Source organism: Mycobacterium sp. (assembly GCF_965230835.1).
Classification (GTDB): Bacteria; Actinomycetota; Actinomycetes; order Mycobacteriales; family Mycobacteriaceae; genus Mycobacterium.
Map to the genome: position 1 here is coordinate 362,993 of NZ_CBDDLW010000002.1, position 17,003 is coordinate 379,995.

Below are 17,003 nucleotides of genomic sequence, written 5' to 3' on the forward strand. Positions count from 1 at the left end.
CAAGCCCAGCAGACACATGGCCAGGTTCGGGAGCGTGCGATGACCTTCAACGAGGGTATCCGGATCGACACCAGTACCACGTCGACCTCGGGCTTCGGCGGCCGACGCTTGGCCATCGGCGGCGGCCTCGGCGGACTGTTGATCGTGGTGGCCGCGATGTTCCTCGGCGTCGATCCGGGCGGCGTGTTGAGCCAGCAGCCGCTCGACACTCGCGAAGACGTCGCTCCCGGATTCGACCTGAGCCAGTGCCGGACGGGCGCGGACGCCAACAGGTTCGTGCAATGCCGCGTAATGGCAACCGGGAACTCTGTGGATGCGGTTTGGCAACAGCTCATTCCTGGTCGCTACGAACGCCCGCGGTTGCGGCTGTTCAGCGGCCATGTCCGCACCGACTGCGGTCCCGCTAGCAGCGAGGTGGGGCCCTTTTACTGCCCGATAGATCAGACAGTCTATCTAGACACCGACTTCTTTCACGTTCTGGTTACCCAGTTCGGTTCTAGCGGTGGACCATTCGCTGAAGAGTACGTGGTAGCTCACGAATATGGGCACCATGTCCAAAACTTGCTAGGGGTGCTGGGCCGCGCCCAGCAAGGTGCGCAGGGCGCGCAGGGCAACGGCGTGCGCACCGAACTGCAGGCAGACTGCTACGCGGGCGTGTGGGCGCATTACGCGTCCACGGTGAAACAAGAGAGTACCGGTTCGGCGTTCCTGGAGCCGTTGAGCGACGACGATATCCAAGACGCGCTTTCAGCCGCCGCGTCAGTAGGAGATGATCGCATCCAGAAGCAGGCGACCGGACGAACCAACCCCGAGTCCTGGACGCATGGTTCGGCGGCGCAACGGCAAAAGTGGTTCACCGTCGGGTATCAGACCGGCGACCCGAACAAGTGCGACACTTTCTCCGCCACGGATCTGGGTTAGCGGACCGCGAGCCTCAGCGGTCACGTCTTTACCAGGGCCGGGTCGAGCACTGTACCCCGCTTCCGCCGTTCTGCGACACCACGATTTGTCCGTCGACCGCAATCTCACAGTGGAATTGAGGATTGATCCGCAGGCCACCGCTGGCGGTGACGATCGCCCACTGGTCCGGGCTTGTCAGCGTGGTCGTGTAGACCAGCGGCTGTCCGCCGGCGATCGGGGTGTGCACTGTGTTCATGTACTTCGACGAATCAGCATCGAAGGCGGCCTGGCTGGGCGGATCGGCGTTCATATATTGGATATTGGCCGTGAGGCCGCTGGTAGTTGACACGGTATAGGTGACCTGATGTCCCACTGGATCCGCTTGTGAGATCGCAGGCGTCAGCAGGTTTGCCGCAGCGCCCAGCACCACGGCAAACGTCGCCACCCCGGCGGCCGCGGCGGCCGCTGTTCGCGCGTTCGTCATGTCGACAACGCTACCGGTTTCGGTGGCGATGGTCTGCTGGGCGCGACCCATCTATATCGCCATACTGCCCGACTCGGGTATGAAGCATGAGTGAGCGACGAACAACACAACGCCAGCCGCAGTGACTCAAACCCCTCTGGGGTGGGCGTGGAGACCAGCCGCCGAAGATTCCTGACCGCGGGCGCGGCCTCGGCTGTTGTCGGCATGGGTGTGGGGGTGGGTGGTGCCGCACTGCTGTGGTCGCATCCGCGCGGACCTACTGTCTGGCATCAGGCTGATCGCAGCGGCGCCCCGCCAGTTGGTGGGCTGCATCTGCAGTTCGGCAAGAACGCCGCTACCGAAGTCGTCGTGTCATGGCACACCACCACGGCAGTCGGCAAACCCCGAGTGATGCTGGGTACGCCGAATTCCGGTTTTGGCCGAGTAGTAGCTGCCGAGACGCGAACATACCGGGACGCGAAGTCCAAGACCGAGGTCCGCGTAAACCATGCACGCCTGACCAACCTCACCCCAGACACCGACTACGTGTACGCAGCCGTACACGACGGAGCCAACCCAGAGCTGGGCACGGTACGAACAGCGCCGCTCGGACGAAGCCCGCTGCGATTCACCAGTTTCGGTGATCAAGGTACACCGACACTGGGCAGGTTGGCTGGAGGCAAATATGTGAACGACAACAATGGCTCTCCCGCAGCCGGCGATACCGCGACTGCCATCGAGCGCATTGCACCACTGTTCAATTTGGTCAATGGCGATCTGTGTTACGCCAACCGATCGCAGGACAGGATTCGTACCTGGTCGGATTGGTTCGAGACCAACTCACGCTCGGCACGGTACCGGCCGTGGATGCCGGCTCCGGGCAATCACGAAAACGAACTGGGTAATGGGCCGATCGGTTACGGCGCTTATCAGACGTACTTCGCGATGCCTGATTCAGGCTCTAGCCCAGAACTGCGAGGGCTCTGGTACTCATTCACCGCCGGCTCGGTGCGAGTGATCAGCTTGAGCAACGATGACGTCAGCTTGCAAGACGGCGGCGATTCCTACGTACACGGGTACTCGGGCGGAGAACAGAAGCGCTGGCTTGCCGCTGAACTCGCTGACGCACAGCGCGATACCGCGGTCGACTGGGTGGTCGTCTGCATGCACCAGACGGCTATTTCAACCGCCGACCACACCAACGGTGCCGACTTGGGGATCCGACAGGAATGGCTGCCGTTGTTCGACCAGTACCGGGTCGACCTCGTCGTATGCGGCCACGAACACCATTACGAACGGTCACATCCGGTGCGCGGATCGCTGGGTACCGATACCCAGACACCAGCACCCGTCGACACCCGCACCGACATCATCGACGCAACCCAGGGAACGGTGCATCTCGTCATCGGCGGCGGCGGAACGGCTAATCCGTCCAACTCGCTGTTCTTCCCCAGACCACGCTGCCGCGTGGTTACCGCCGTCGGAGCATACGATCCCGCGATCCAGCGCAAGGCGCCGACATTTGTGACCGAGGATGCGCCGTGGTCGGCGTTTCGCGACCGCGACAACCCTTACGGCTTTGTGGCGTTCGACGTCGATCCTGGTCAGCCCGGCGGCGATACTTCGATTGCGGCTACCCACTACGCTGTCACCGGGCAGCTCGGCGCAATCACCGTGATAGACCAATTCACGCTGCGCAAACCACGCCGCGCTTAACTCAATACAACGTCGGTTGAACTACTTCCGGCACTGCCACGGCTTCCGTCTGTGGCGGGGACGCGCGATGATCTCCGGCCAGCTGATATTTCGTGGCCAGTGCCGCCGCACGATCACGCAACATCTCGCGGTAGCCAAGGGGCAGATACGCGCTACGCCGGTACAACTCGCGGTATCGGCCAACCAGCTCGGGATGTGCGCGCTCCAACCAGGACATGAACCAGCCGCGCGTCGAGCCGCGCAGATGCAGGCCGAAAACCGTCACACCCGTGGCACCCGCGTCGGCTACCTGGCCGAGCAGCCGGTCAAGATGCTCGACCGAGTCGGTGAGGTATGGCAGCACCGGCGCAACCATCACGTGACAGCCCAGACCGGCCTCGCGGATCGCGGTTATGAGCCCCAGCCGCGCTTGCGGTGGCGGCGCGCCCGGTTCAACATCACTGTGCAGATCCCGGTCTGCGACCGCCAGCGACACCGCTACCGACACCGGCACCTCGTGTGCCGCCTCGGCAATCAGCGGCAAGTCCCGCCGGATCAGCGTCCCCTTGGTCAGGATCGATATTGGCGTACCGGATCCGGCGAGCGCGCTAATGATGCCCGGCATCAATTCGTAGCGTCCCTCTGCACGCTGATAAGGATCGGTGTTGGTGCCCAGCGCGACGGTCTGACGCCGCCACGACGCACGGCACACCTCGCGACGTAGGACATCGGCGACGTTGGTCTTCACCACTATCTGAGTGTCGAAATCAGTGCCGCAATTGAAATCGAGGTAATGATGGGTAGGACGCGCGAAGCAATAGCGACAGCCGTGCGAGCAGCCACGGTAAGCGTTGACGGTGTACCGAAATGGCAATGCCGCCGCATCGGGCACCTTGTTCAGGGCAGACTTGCACAACACCTCGTGAAACGTGATGCCCGCAAAATGCGGCGACCGCACACTTCGAACGAAGCGGGTCCGCTGCAACCCCGGCAACGCTCCGTCGTCTATGGGCATGCCGTTGACCGTGACAGCCTGATCAGTCCAGCGCATCCCTTAATTCGAACTTATGTTCGATTGCATGTCAAGCTCGAGGTCCACCAACCCGGGCACCACATGGTGACCTCTCCCCCGGTGGCCCAAGGCCGGCACAAGAGACACCCGATGCCGACTTCCCGTTGGCCATACCCGTGATCAGACGCAACTGCGTCGCGACCCGACTACCTCAGCCAACCCAGGTGCCGTGCCGCGACCGAGTATCCGACGAATACGACCGTATCGATGATCCCGTGCGCGATGATCAGCGGCCAGAGTCGGCCGGTGCGCTGCCACGCATAGCCGAAAGCGAGGCCCATGACCAGATTACCCAGGCCACTGCCCCAACCCTGGTAAAGGTGGTAAGCGCCGCGCAGCAGGCTCGACCAGATCAGCGCGCCGGCATTGCCGGACCCAAGCTGCCGCAATCGGGTGCCGAGATAAGCCACAACGATGACTTCTTCGGCCCAGCCATTCGCAAACGCGAAGGCGATCAATTCCGGCACCCGCCACCAGGTATCGGCAGGCGATGATGCGATCACCGATACGTTCAGACCGGCGGTTCGCGCAACTACATACTGCCCCAACCCCGGCACGCCGATCAGCGCGGCCAACCCAACCCCGCTTAATAGGTCGGCCCGCACCCGATACCTATCCAGCCCTACCCGTGCCGGGCCGTATCCGCTGCGCCACAAAAGGTAGAGCCCGAGTGCACCCCATGCCAGCAGCTGAGCGACAACAGTCAGATTCAGCCCCAAGTCAATAAGATCGAATTGCGATTGACGCGGGTGGAGCTGAACAGCCTGCTTACCCAGATCACGCAGCACCGAATCGATCAATCTGAGCACAGCACTAACAGCACTTAGCCCGAACGTCACAACGAGGACGATGACGACTTCCACCTGCAGCGCACGTCGACCAAGCCGATCGACGACGAACTCTCCGTCAGCCGCGGTCATGTCATCACATCCAGTCGCACATCACGGCGCGAACGCCGGCCATGTGGCAACCAACACCAAGCCCAGGAACGCCAGCGGCCGGGCTGGTGCGCGCTAGCACTGCGGTTGAGTCCCCGCGCAGCGATCTCTTAGACCACGTCGAGTAACAGCGCCGCAGCACTGCCAGTCCGACCACTTGGTTGCCGAGTGCGCGAAACATGGTGCCGGACATAGTACATGGCCGGCGGGCCATTGATACCGGCCTCGGGCAGCGCCCTTTTAGGTTGCGCCCGGCGATATCGCGAGCTCGGCCAAAACGCTAGTCCGGCGACTCCGCTGCCACCGAACGGCCCATCGCTTCGTCGACGAGTCATTCCCGAGTTAACGAGGCGCTGGCATTTACCCACCGAAGCGATCGCTTATTTTTTAAAATACATCACTTTGTGATGGTCATTAGCTCGGGAGAGTTTCGATGCCCTATCAGCACATGCCGGTTCCATGTGGGCGAATTCAGCGGATGCTGCCGTTGGCTGGTTTAGCGGCGCGCAACTGGAGACTCGACAGCCAGCGGAAGCGCAGTCACCGCGGCGCCGCGAGGCTGTGTCACCAGCTCACACCCAGCCGTCGCACCGAGTTTGTCGACTAGTCGCCCGCTCATTGAGCCCACGTCAGCCAACTCGTAGGAAGGGGTTTCAAGCGTGCCCAACGAAGCGCCAGGACCTTTCGACCACACCTCGCGTCAGGGGGAGGCTAATCCGGGTTTCCCCCAACTGCCGCCGTTTGAGGATCTTCCCGTTGGTAGCGACGTGGCCGGCCAATATCGGGCCGCGATCAACGAACAGCTACGTCTGCAACAGGAACAAGTCGGCGTGTACGAGCATCAAGCCGCCGACCTTGATCACCGAGCACGAGCCCTCGGCGATCAAGCAGTCAGCACGCAGCGAGAAGCTAACCAGGCCGCAGAACTAGCCGAATACCACGGCAACTGGCAGGACCAGTTGAGCGAATACCAGGATGCTGTGCAGTACCACCGGGAGTCTGCGCAGGAGTCCGAAACCAGAGCCGCAACATCGACACTGCAACAATTGATGGCCGACGACGACCAAGAACTGCAGCAATACCAGCGCGATGCAGACCGATACCGGCGACTGATCACCTACCACCAGGAACATGCAGCCGAGGCCGAACAACAAGCGCGGGAAATAGAGCGACTCGGCCCGGAATACCATGAGCAAGCCGCTCAGAGCTACGGCGCACAGGCTGAACAAATTCGCGCCTACTCCGACGAAGCACGAGCAAACGCCCGTGGCGCTCTGCTGCTGTACGACCATGCCGCAATTAATGCCGCAGTAACCGAGCTGCGCCGGGTCGCTGCACGCGCGCAAACCAACCTGGATGCTGCTCGCAGAGCACGGTTGCAACTGCAAAACTCAGCGGCTGGGGCCTCGACACAGGCCTCCCAAGACACGCTGGCGCGCCTGGAACAAGTCAACCAGCAAATCATCACCGCCTGCGAAGCAGCACTACGCGATCTCACCACAGCCAACCACGGCATGGCCGACCTGGACCAGCACCTAGCTACCGAATTCCCCGGTTAAAAAGTCGGGATCGTGCAATCCCAGCACAAATCCGATTCCCGATAGGTCCCACCCACCGAACCAACACATCAACTCGCTGTACCGGCTACCAACGCCGATGCCCGATTGCGCGCCCAAGCCCAGATAGACGAGTCGAACAAAGCGGAAGCCGGGATCGAACCCGCAGCGAAGGATAGCGAGCTAGTTACCCAGCCGTGAAAGCACCTCGGCAACAATCGACTCCATCGGTGCCGAAACTTGCTCGCCGGTAGCAAGATCCTTTACGCCAACCATGCCGGCCTCGACGTCACGGTCACCTGCGACCAGCGCGACACGGGCACCGGAGCGGTCAGCGGCGCGCATCGCACCTTTGAGCCCGCGGTCACCATAGGCGAGATCGACTCGGACACCACAGGAACGCAGCTGCGCGGCCAGCACCACCAGCCTGAGCTTAGCCTGCTGACTCAGTGGGACGCCAAACACGTCACACCGGGTCGCCACCCCCGCGCTTTTTCCTTCAGCCCGTAGCGCCAGCAGCGTCCTGTCCACCCCCAGCCCGAATCCGATGCCAGACAAGTCCAGCCCACCGAGCTGGCGCATCAACCCGTCGTACCGTCCGCCGCCGCCGATACCGGATTGCGCACCCAAGCCGGGGTGGACGAACTCGAACGTGGTCTTGGTGTAGTAGTCCAGCCCACGCACCATGCGCGGGTTGATCACGTAGGGAACCCCGAGCGCGTCCAGATAGGCCAGCACGGTGTCGAAGTGCTGCTTTGATGCATCGGACAAATGATCGAGCAGCACCGGCGCACCGGCCGTCATGGCACGCACCTGCGGCCGCTTGTCGTCGAGTACCCGCAGCGGATTAACCGCCGCGCGCCTGCGGGTCTCGTCGTCGAGATCTAATGCAAGCAAGAAGTCTTGCAACAGTTCCCGGTACCGTGGACGGCAGCTTTCATCGCCTAGCGAGGTGATTTCCAGCCGGAAACCGTCAAGCCCCAGCGAGCGGAACCCGGCGTCGGCAATCGCAATCACCTCAGCGTCCAGCGCCGGATCGTCGACCCCGATCGCCTCGACCCCGACCTGCTGCAGCTGGCGATAGCGGCCCGCCTGCGGCCGCTCGTAGCGGAAAAATGGACCCGAATAACTCAGCTTCACCGGCAGCGCAGCACGGTCCAGGCCGTGTTCGATCACCGCGCGTACCACCCCGGCAGTGCCCTCTGGCCGCAGCGTCACCGAGCGGTCGCCACGATCGGGGAATGTATACATTTCCTTGGCCACCACATCGGTGGATTCGCCGACGCCGCGAGCAAACAGCGCAGTGTCCTCGAAGATCGGCAGCTCGATGTGTCCGTAGCCGGCGCGGCGAGTCTCCTCCAGCAGGCCAGAACGGACCGCGACAAATTCAGCCGATTCCGGCGGGACATAGTCCGGTACGCCCTTCGGCCCAGCAAACGCGGCGAAGTCCGTCACCGGCTTAAGCCTTCAAGGAACGGATTGAAGCGCCGCTCGGCGCCGATAGTGGTGGAATTGCCATGTCCGGGCAGCACCACGGTTGTGTCGTCGAGCACCAGAAGTTTGTCGACGATCGAACGCAACAGATCACGACCGCTGCCACCAACCAGGTCAGTGCGACCTATCGAACGTTCGAACAGCGTGTCACCGCTAAAGGCTATGTCCTTGTCGTCCTTGGTCGCCTGATCGACCCGGAAGATCACCGAGCCCCGAGTATGCCCAGGCACGTGGTCGACATTGACCGAAATGCCCCCGAGATCAATCTTGTCGCCGTCGCGGTCGAGTTCGACGACCTGTTTGGGTTCCCGAAAAAATGCTCCTGCCACCAACTGCGCCACTCGGGGGCCCAAACCGTAAATCGGGTCACGCAGCATGAACCGGTCTTCGGGGTGAATATAGGTGGGGCAGCCGAAAGTGTCGGACACCTTCTGCGCGGACCACATGTGGTCGATGTGCCCATGGGTGAGCAACACCGCCGCCGGAGTCAGCCGATTCCGGTCGAGGATGCGCCGCAGCGGGCCCATCGCACGTTGGCCCGGATCCACGATGACAGCGTCGGCGCCAGGCCGTTCGGCCAGCACGTAACAGTTGCACTGCAGCAGCCCGGCGGGAAATCCGGCAATCAACACGGTTCCCAGTTTCCCATCCCTGGCGGTCGGCCCTGATATGGGCTGGGCGGTGCCGGAAATGTGGTGGCGGGCCAGTTTGAACTCAGCGGCCCCGAGCACGCCCGCACCGGCCGCAACCTTTGGCCCGCTGTCCAACCACATCCGCGACCCCAACTGGCGGATACGCCACGTGCATGCCCAATGGGTGTCCACGCGGACACACCCGAAATGCGTGGCGGCCGAGGTTGTATGTGGCCACTGTGAGCGCGGCGGCGATGCGCTTGATTCTGTCCAAGATCCATTCGACGGTTTCCCGGGCCCATCAGCGGGCACTGCAGTCGCTTAGGAGCACAGCCAGTCTCGATGCCGCGATTTGCGAGAAGACACCAGGCTCATCGGTGAGAAGTGCAAGGTGGCAATCAAGCCTCGAACAGATCAGTTGGAAGGTCATCTCTAGGGTGGTTTCATGGCCAGGCAGATAGCTACCACCAAGGTTGCCAACCTACCTGAATTGCTGAACTTCATCCGGCCTCGACACCGTATGGTGCTTGCCACGTTTCGTGCGGACGGATCTCTGCAGACCTCGCCAGTCACCGGGGGCGCTGACGAACAGGGGTGCATTCTCATCGCCAGCTATCCGCAACGGGCGAAGTCGATCAACATCCGGCGCAACCGGCATGCCACCGTCACTGTGTTGTCGGATGATTTTTCCGGCCCCTACGTTCAAGTCGATTGCCACGCCCAGGTGGTTGACCTGCCTGACGCTGTCGAAGAACTGGTCAACTACTACCGGTGTGTTGCAGGCGAACATCCCAACTGGACCGACTACCGGCAAGCGATGGTAAATCAGGGCAAGTGTCTGATCCGCGCCGTTCCGCAGCGTTGGGGCCCGATTGCCACGGGCGGCTTCCCTGCGCCGTAACGACCGAACTCCCCCGGTCTAAAGTTCGCAACATGCCGAAAGCCGCTCAGTGCCGGGGCTGGAAGCGCATCGAACCCATTGGTGAAACGGCTGCTGGGTGCGGCAGGCGAATTGGCAACGGAAAAGTGGGAAACTTGACACGAGTCGCGGCACGCACCTTAGCTTGGATTAGCCATTCGGCCCCGACTCACCGGACAACCATGGAGGACATCGGCCGTGCCGACCAACCAACAACGACGTGCCACAGCCAAGCGGAAACTCGAACGCCAACTGGAGCGCCGCGCCAAACAAGCGCGACTGCGCCGCATCGTGACAATCGCCCTCGGCGGGGTCGCCGTAGTCGCGGCAATCGCAGTGGTGGTGATCACGGTTATCGTCAACAAGGACGACGATCAAAGTACCGCGGCCGCGCCCGAGAGCAGTTCGGCATCCCCCACCCCCTCCCCCCAACCAGGGGCTGCTCCCGCACTGCCGCAGTTTCACCCGTCGGCCGCGCTCGGCGCGGACTGCCAATATCCGGCATCGCCGGACAAGGCCGTCAAATCAGTGAAGCCGCCCCGGACCGGAAAGGTGCCTACCGACCCGGCAGAGGTGAGCGCAAGCATGGTGACCAACCAGGGCAAAGTCGGCCTTTTGCTAGCCAACAACGAATCGCCTTGCACAGTAAACAGTTTCGCGAGCCTCGCCAACCAAGGCTTCTTCAACGACACCACATGCCACCGGCTGACTACCTCACCGAACCTTGCCGTATTGCAATGCGGCGACCCGAAAGGCGACGGCACTGGCGGCCCCGGCTACCAGTTCGCCAACGAGTACCCCACCGACCAATACCCGCCGAACGCCCCTGAGTTGAAGGAGCCGGTCATATACCCGCGCGGCACGCTGGCGATGGCCAACGCCGGCCCTGACACCAACAGCAGCCAGTTCTTCATGGTCTATCGCGATTCGCAATTACCGCCGCAATACACCGTGTTCGGCAAGATACAGGCCGACGGGCTTGCCACCCTGGATAAGATCGCCAAGGCCGGCGTCTCCGGCGGCGGTCAAGACGGACCGCCTGCCTCCGAAGTCACCATCACATCGGTGCTGCTGGACTAGGCGGGATCGGCGAACAAGCGCGGTATCGCGCGAATTCGTGGGCGCGGCGCACTTTCGAGTTCCCGGGCGAGCTTGTGGTGCACCCGAAACTCGGCGCGGCAGGTCACGCGGCGGATGTCACACGGTAGACGTCGTAGACGCCTTCTACGTTGCGGACGACGTTGAGCAGATGCCCGAGGTGCTTGGGATCACCCATCTCGAAGGTGAACCGGCTTATTGCCACCCGGTCACCCGAGGTGGTAACCGATGCCGACAGAATGTTTACCTTCTCGTCCGCTAGAACACGTGTGATATCGGAGAGCAGCCGATGTCGATCGAGGGCCTCGACCTGGATCGCCACCAGAAACACCGACGACGGCGACGGGGCCCACAGCACTTCGATGATGCGCTCGGCCTGCTGCTGCAACGACGCGGCATTCGTACAGTCGGTGCGGTGCACACTGACCCCGCCGCCCCGAGTGACGAACCCCATGATCTGGTCGCCGGGCACCGGCGTGCAACACTTGGCCAACTTGCTCAACACGCCTGGGGCACCCGGCACCGAGACTCCGACATCGTCGGTGCTGCGCGGGCGCCGCAACATCGTGGTCAGGGTGGACCGCTCGGCGAGTTCCTCTTCGGCTTGGTCAATTCCGCCGAGCTCCGCCAACAGCCGCTGCACGACATGCCGGGCCGATACATGCCCTTCGCCGATCGCGGTGTAAAGCGCGGACACGTCGCTGTAGTGCAGTTCGTGCGCGACAGCGGCCATGGAATCGCCGTTGACCAGGCGCTGCAACGGTAGCCCGCCACGGCGTACCTCGCGAGCCATGACGTCCTTACCGGTTTCGAGCGCCTCCTCACGCCGTTCCTTGGCGAACCACTGCCGGATCTTCGTTTTGGCGCGCGGTGACACAACGAACTGCTGCCAGTCCCTCGACGGCCCGGCATTGGCCGCCTTCGATGTGAAAATCTCGACGACTTCCCCGTTTTCCAACTTGCGTTCCAGCGCCACCAGTCGTCCGTTGACCCGCGCACCGATGCATCGATGCCCCACCTCGGTGTGCACGGCGTAGGCAAAGTCCACCGGCGTCGATCCAGTGGGCAGCGTGATCACGTCGCCTTTCGGCGTGAACACGAAAATCTCTTTCACCGCAAGGTCGTAGCGCAACGACTCCAGGAATTCACCCGGATCGGCGGCCTCCCGTTGCCAGTCAAGCAACTGACGCATCCAGGCCATGTCGTCGATTTCGGCGGCGGCATGGGGTTGGGGAACGCCGTTGCGTCCCTTGGCTTCCTTGTAGCGCCAGTGTGCGGCGATGCCGTATTCGGCGGTGCGGTGCATATCGCGGGTGCGGATCTGCACCTCCAGCGGGTTACCCTCAGGACCGACAACCGTGGTGTGTAGCGATTGGTAGACACCGTATCTCGGCTGCGCGATGTAGTCCTTGAACCTTCCTGCCATCGGCTGCCACAGAGAATGCACCACCCCTACTGCGGCATAGCAGTCCCGGATCTCGTCGCACAGGATGCGAATACCAACCAAGTCGTGTATGTCGTCGAAGTCACGCCCCTTGACGATCATCTTTTGATAGATCGACCAGTAGTGTTTGGGCCGCCCTTCCACCGTCGCTTTGATCTTCGACGCGCTGAGTGTGGCGATGATCTCGGCGCGAACCTTGGCCAGATAGGTGTCACGAGACGGTGCACGACCAGCGACCAGCCGAACGATTTCCTCGTACTTTTTGGGGTGCAGGATCGCGAACGCCAGGTCTTCCAGCTCCCACTTAACTGTCGCCATACCCAGCCTATGCGCCAGGGGCGCAATGACTTCCAAGGTTTCGCGGGACTTGCGGGCTTGCTTCTCTGGCGGCAAGAAGCGCATCGTACGCATGTTGTGCAACCGGTCGGCCACCTTGATCACCAGCACCCGCGGATCGCGGGCCATCGCGGTAATCATCTTGCGGATAGTCTCCCCTTCGGCAGCGTTGCCGAGCACGACGCGGTCCAGCTTGGTCACCCCGTCGACAAGATGGCCGACCTCTTCGCCGAACTCCTCGGAGAGCGCAGCCAGCGTGTAGCCGGTGTCCTCGACGGTGTCGTGCAGCAGCGCGGCCACCAACGTGATGGTGTCCATGCCCAATTCCGCCAGGATGTTGGCCACGGCCAGCGGGTGCGTGATGTACGGGTCCCCCGAATACCGCAACTGGGTGGCGTGCCGCTGGTCGGCTACCTCGTAGGCGCGCTGCAGAAGCGACACGTCTGCCTTGGGATGAATCTCCCGATGCACTGCCACCAGCGGTTCGAGTACCGGGTTCACAGTGCTGCGCTGTGCAGTCATCCGTCGAGCCAGCCGGGCCCGGACTCGACGCGAGGCGCTGCTGGTCGCCGTTTTGAGGGTCTCTACCGGCGGCTCAATTGTCTCGCCGACAGGCTCGCTGACCGTCTCCGAAGCCCGCTCCGGGACGCAGGTAGCTTCTTCCTTGGGCGGCGCGACGGCTTGCGGTGTGCTCTGGTCGTCTGCCACAGTGGTCACCTCCGACCTCGAGGATATCTCTCGGTCTATCTGCCGCGACTCTCGTTAGAACATTCCCATCCGCATCGTCGCGCGGCTAGGCCGGATTGCCCCGCTCCTCACCGGACCACGCCGATCCGCATCGTCGCGCGGCTAGGCACAGCTCAAGCTGTGCACTTGCAGCGGCGCAATCGCCTCCCGTCCCCGCAACGCGCGAAGTTCCACGACCACCGCAACAGCTGTGACGATAGCGCCGGCGCGTTCAAGCAGACGGCTCGCCGCGCCAAGGGTGCCGCCGGTTGCCAACACATCGTCGATCAGCACGATATTGCGTCCTTGCACGTCGATGCAGTCGGCAGGAATCTCCATCGCGGCGGCCCCGTATTCCCGCTCGTAGTCCTCGGTCAGAACTGGTGGCGGCAACTTACCTCTCTTGCGAATAGGCAGCACGCCGGTCCCGAGCCGCGCCGCGGTGGCCGCCGCCACCAACGAACCCCGGGAATCGATTCCTGACACCAAATCAGCGCCAGATACGACATCGCACAGCGCGTCGATCACAGCAGACATCGCGTGGCGGTCGACGAACAGCGGCGTGAGGTCCTTGAACTGGACACCCGGCTGCGGAAAATCAGCCACATTCCGGGTCAACTGCGCAATCACGTCGGCCACGGGCACACCGCCCCGAACAGTCATCATTTCGCCATCACTGCATTAACGCCCATCGGTCCATGTTCCAGCCCGCACCCCAGCGGGTCGGGTTTCGGCCTACGGCATACATCTTTGCCGACTTCAACAACGTCCGCTGCTGCCGGTACAGCGGCAACGTTGGAAGCTCGCCCCACAGTACCGGCGCCGCGTCGGCGAGCAACTTGACGCGCTCCGCCGGGTCCACCGACACCGCTAGCGCACCGATGATCTCGTCGACCTGATCGTTTGCATACCCGGACAGGTTGTTTCCATTGCCGCTGTGCAGATCATAGGCATCCATAGCCGATGAACCACTCGATCCGCTGCCGCTCGCCCCGCCGGTGCTGGCCAGCAGAACGTCAATCTTTCCTTCCCTAAGCGCCTGCGGACCCGACGTATCCAGAGCCACATCGGAGACGGCAATTCCGGCCTCTGCGCACGACTTAGCGATAGTCCCGATCGTGGCTGCCAACCGAGGATTGGGCCCGCGATAGCCGACCCGAACCGACATCGGCGCTCCGTCCAGCGCTTCACGAGCCGCAGCTGGATCTGCCCTGCTAAACCGTTCCGCTTCGGCGACACCGTCGGCCGTGGCGACCGCGTCCTGACTCGCCGGGCTCAGTCGTGAGTTAGCGATCGCTACGCCGGCGTCCCGCGCGATCGCATCGCGCGGCGTACACAGGGCGAATGCACGTCGTTTAGGAGGCTCGGACAACGCGCCCCGCGGCGCGAAGATCAACTGCTCGATACCAGCCGAGGGCCAATCCGTGCGCTTGTAGTTGTCTGGAGTAACAAGCGACCCTGACGACCCGGCCGCGACGTCGACCACATCGACGCTTCTGTTTTTGACCCGATCTTGGATATCCGCTCCCTGCGGCCGTACCAGAATCCGCTTGGTGATCGCCCTGGCACCCCACCAACGACGATTGGCGACAAGCACCACGACACCACCGTCCAAGATCGATTCGATCTTGTACGGTCCCGACGACGGGAAGCGTTTCAGGTCAATTCCAGGCTTAAGATCCCAGGTGGTATTCCACAATCGGGCGATCTGTTCGACCTGCTGGACCTTGTTCGTCAGCAACGCCTCGGTGACATTGATATCCAACAGGTCAGCGATGACATGCGAAGGCATCATCGTGGTCGCGGTAAACAACTGCCTATAGTCGGCGACTTCACGGTGCGGCTTGAAGGACACTCGAGCCTTCTTCTGCCCCTGCTTGCATCCGACAGAGGCAATGTCGACATAGCCAGCCCTGGTCGCGGCGTCGAAGCTGGGAAACCGCCCAGACTGAGCTGCCCAGGCCAGTACCAGGTCATCACAGGTCACCGGCTTGTCATCGGAATAAACCGCGTCGTCTGCGATCTGATAGTCGAGCACCAAAGGCGCACCAGCCACCACCGAGATCGTTCCGAAGTCGTGGTCAGCCACTACCTGCCCGTCGGGGCCATGATAGCCAAAGCCAGTGAGTGTGCGGCCGAATGCCTGAGCACCTGCCGATGCCGCACCGATGACAGTGTTGGTGTTGTAGGTGACCAATTCGCCGTCGACCACGTAGTCGATCTGGGCGGCCGCGCTATCCGAACACGAGGTCAGCGGGAATGCCGCCGCCAGCATCGCCACCGTGGCCAAGGCGATCCGCCGCACGACCTTTCGTGAGCCGGTCCCCAAGCTGACGTTGTCTCCGGTTTGCCGCCGCCAGGTGGCCATGAAGACTTACCGCCGGCCGACGTTTCGCTTGCCCGTCGGACGCCGAGTGCCGGTAGGTCGCACTGGCCGCGCCCCCGGCACTGGCTTGTTCGACGCCGCCGGCTTAGCTGAGTCCGTGGCAGGTCGCGACGCGGCTTCGCCGCCGGCCGCGGTAGCCTCCACCGCTTGACCATCAGCGGGTCGGTCCTGTTCGGAGCCGTCCGCGGTGACCTCAGTTACGCCGGTCCGTGACCCAAGATTGCGTCGTTTGACCACACGGCGAGTGTGAGCGCGCACCAACTCGGTGCGCTCACGCAGCGAAACCAGCAACGGAGTGGCAAAGAAGATCGATGAATAGGTTCCAACCATGATGCCGATCAACTGCACCAGCGCCAGGTCTTTGAGAGTGCCGACACCCAGCAGCCAGACTGCTACCACCATCAATGCGACCACTGGCAACACTGAGATCAAACTGGTGTTAATCGATCGCATGAACGTCTGGTTGACCGCAAGGTTCGCCTGCTCGGCGAACGTGCGCCGGGTGGTGTGTTGGAAACCGTGCGTGTTCTCCTCAACCTTGTCGAACACGATGACGGTGTCGTAGAGCGAGAAACCCAGAATGGTCAGCAAACCGATCACGGTAGCCGGAGTGACTTCGAAACCCACCAGAGAATAGACGCCGGCGGTCACGGCTAGGTCGAAAACCATCGCCACAATAGCGGCGATGGTCATATAGCGCTCGTAGCGCACTGTGATGTAGAGAGCAACCAGCACCAGGAAGACCACCAGCGCTATCACCGCTTTTTTGGTGATCTGACCACCCCAGGTCGACGATACGGCCGAGTCACTGATGGCCTTCTTACTCGGCTTACCATCGGCGCCAATGGGCTCGAATGCGTCAAACAGGGCGTTTCGCAGCTTCGCCGTCTCATCGTTGGTCAACGTTTCCGAGCGAATCTGCACCGTTGCCGATTTGCCGCTGCCGACAATAACCACAGATTGTGGATCCGCGCCGAGGGCGGTATGGAAGACGTCTTCCACCTGCTCGACAGCGGCCGTTCCTGTCCCCCCAACGACGGGCATCGACACCGTGGTGCCGCCCTTGAAGTCGATTCCGAAGCTGAATCCGCGAAGGATGATGGACAAAACCGCGACGGCGACAATCGCTCCGCTGATGCCGTACCAGAGCCTGCGACGCCCCACTACCTCGAACGCGCCAGTGCCGGTGTAGAGCCGGGACAAGAAGTTGTGCTGCGGTAACTCGATGGGCCGCGCGCCGTCGGTCAGCTCCACCGCGCCAGAAGTGGCTTCGGCGATTTCGACGGCACCCGCGGTGTTGTCGTTCCCGCCGGTTGCGTCGGTCTTGGCTTTGGACGCCATCGC

General features: G+C 62.5%; 14 protein-coding genes. 5 read left to right on the forward strand and 9 right to left on the reverse strand.

The genetic code is table 11. The annotated features are described in order from the left end of the window. Nucleotides 1-39 precede the first annotated feature (39 nt). Entirely contained in the window at nucleotides 40-921 is an 882-nt protein-coding gene (locus ACO07W_RS02125) for a neutral zinc metallopeptidase (protein WP_421840341.1), read from the forward strand. Nucleotides 922-949: 28 nt separating this feature from the next. Here ACO07W_RS02125 and ACO07W_RS02130 read toward each other — a convergent pair whose 3' ends face one another. Further along, nucleotides 950-1,435 (reverse strand): hypothetical protein, encoded by a 486-nt coding sequence (locus tag ACO07W_RS02130; RefSeq protein ID WP_421840343.1) that lies wholly within the window; start codon nucleotides 1,433-1,435, stop codon nucleotides 950-952. A gap of 39 nt (nucleotides 1,436-1,474) precedes the next feature. Here ACO07W_RS02130 and ACO07W_RS02135 point away from each other — a divergent pair, with 39 nt between their 5' ends. After that, the gene (locus ACO07W_RS02135; protein WP_421840345.1) at nucleotides 1,475-3,079 is read left to right on the forward strand and encodes a purple acid phosphatase family protein; all 1,605 of its coding nucleotides are present in this window, start codon (nucleotides 1,475-1,477) and stop codon (nucleotides 3,077-3,079) included. Nucleotide 3,080: 1 nt separating this feature from the next. Here ACO07W_RS02135 and ACO07W_RS02140 read toward each other — a convergent pair whose 3' ends face one another. Both ACO07W_RS02140 and ACO07W_RS02145 read right to left on the reverse strand, forming a co-directional pair. Beyond that, nucleotides 3,081-4,109 carry an Rv2578c family radical SAM protein gene (locus ACO07W_RS02140; protein WP_421840347.1) on the reverse strand — a complete coding sequence of 343 codons (1,029 nt, stop codon included), beginning with the start codon at nucleotides 4,107-4,109 and terminating at the stop codon, nucleotides 3,081-3,083. 167 nt (nucleotides 4,110-4,276) lie between these two features. Continuing rightward, nucleotides 4,277-5,050, reverse strand: a complete 774-nt coding sequence (locus tag ACO07W_RS02145; protein WP_421840349.1) for a CPBP family intramembrane glutamic endopeptidase — start codon at nucleotides 5,048-5,050, stop codon at nucleotides 4,277-4,279. Nucleotides 5,051-5,727: 677 nt separating this feature from the next. Between ACO07W_RS02145 and ACO07W_RS02150 the strand changes: the two genes are divergently transcribed. After that, complete coding sequence (locus ACO07W_RS02150; RefSeq protein WP_421840351.1) at nucleotides 5,728-6,627, forward strand: hypothetical protein; 900 nt, start codon at nucleotides 5,728-5,730, stop codon at nucleotides 6,625-6,627. A gap of 180 nt (nucleotides 6,628-6,807) precedes the next feature. Here ACO07W_RS02150 and hisS read toward each other — a convergent pair whose 3' ends face one another. Beyond that, nucleotides 6,808-8,079 (reverse strand): histidine--tRNA ligase, encoded by a 1,272-nt coding sequence (gene hisS / locus ACO07W_RS02155; protein ID WP_421840353.1) that lies wholly within the window; start codon nucleotides 8,077-8,079, stop codon nucleotides 6,808-6,810. Then, nucleotides 8,076-8,750: an MBL fold metallo-hydrolase gene (locus ACO07W_RS02160; RefSeq protein WP_421845771.1), complete on the reverse strand. Its 675-nt coding sequence runs from the start codon at nucleotides 8,748-8,750 to the stop codon at nucleotides 8,076-8,078. The genes hisS and ACO07W_RS02160 overlap by 4 nt, the downstream gene beginning before the upstream one ends. A 445-nt stretch (nucleotides 8,751-9,195) precedes the next feature. Here ACO07W_RS02160 and ACO07W_RS02165 point away from each other — a divergent pair, with 445 nt between their 5' ends. Continuing rightward, on the forward strand, nucleotides 9,196-9,651 hold the full coding sequence (locus ACO07W_RS02165; protein WP_421840355.1) for a PPOX class F420-dependent oxidoreductase: 456 nt from the start codon (nucleotides 9,196-9,198) through the stop codon (nucleotides 9,649-9,651). A 216-nt stretch (nucleotides 9,652-9,867) separates the two neighbouring features. After that, nucleotides 9,868-10,749: a peptidylprolyl isomerase gene (locus ACO07W_RS02170; protein ID WP_421840357.1), complete on the forward strand. Its 882-nt coding sequence runs from the start codon at nucleotides 9,868-9,870 to the stop codon at nucleotides 10,747-10,749. 103 nt (nucleotides 10,750-10,852) lie between these two features. Here ACO07W_RS02170 and ACO07W_RS02175 read toward each other — a convergent pair whose 3' ends face one another. The 4 genes from ACO07W_RS02175 to secF form a co-directional block, all read right to left on the reverse strand. Beyond that, entirely contained in the window at nucleotides 10,853-13,255 is a 2,403-nt protein-coding gene (locus ACO07W_RS02175; protein ID WP_421840359.1) for a RelA/SpoT family protein, read from the reverse strand. A gap of 141 nt (nucleotides 13,256-13,396) precedes the next feature. Then, nucleotides 13,397-13,939 (reverse strand): adenine phosphoribosyltransferase, encoded by a 543-nt coding sequence (locus ACO07W_RS02180; protein WP_421840361.1) that lies wholly within the window; start codon nucleotides 13,937-13,939, stop codon nucleotides 13,397-13,399. A gap of 7 nt (nucleotides 13,940-13,946) precedes the next feature. Beyond that, complete coding sequence (locus ACO07W_RS02185) at nucleotides 13,947-15,548, reverse strand: ABC transporter substrate-binding protein (protein WP_421845772.1); 1,602 nt, start codon at nucleotides 15,546-15,548, stop codon at nucleotides 13,947-13,949. Nucleotides 15,549-15,647: 99 nt separating this feature from the next. After that, nucleotides 15,648-17,000: a protein translocase subunit SecF gene (gene secF, locus ACO07W_RS02190; RefSeq protein WP_421840363.1), complete on the reverse strand. Its 1,353-nt coding sequence runs from the start codon at nucleotides 16,998-17,000 to the stop codon at nucleotides 15,648-15,650. Nucleotides 17,001-17,003 lie beyond the last annotated feature (3 nt).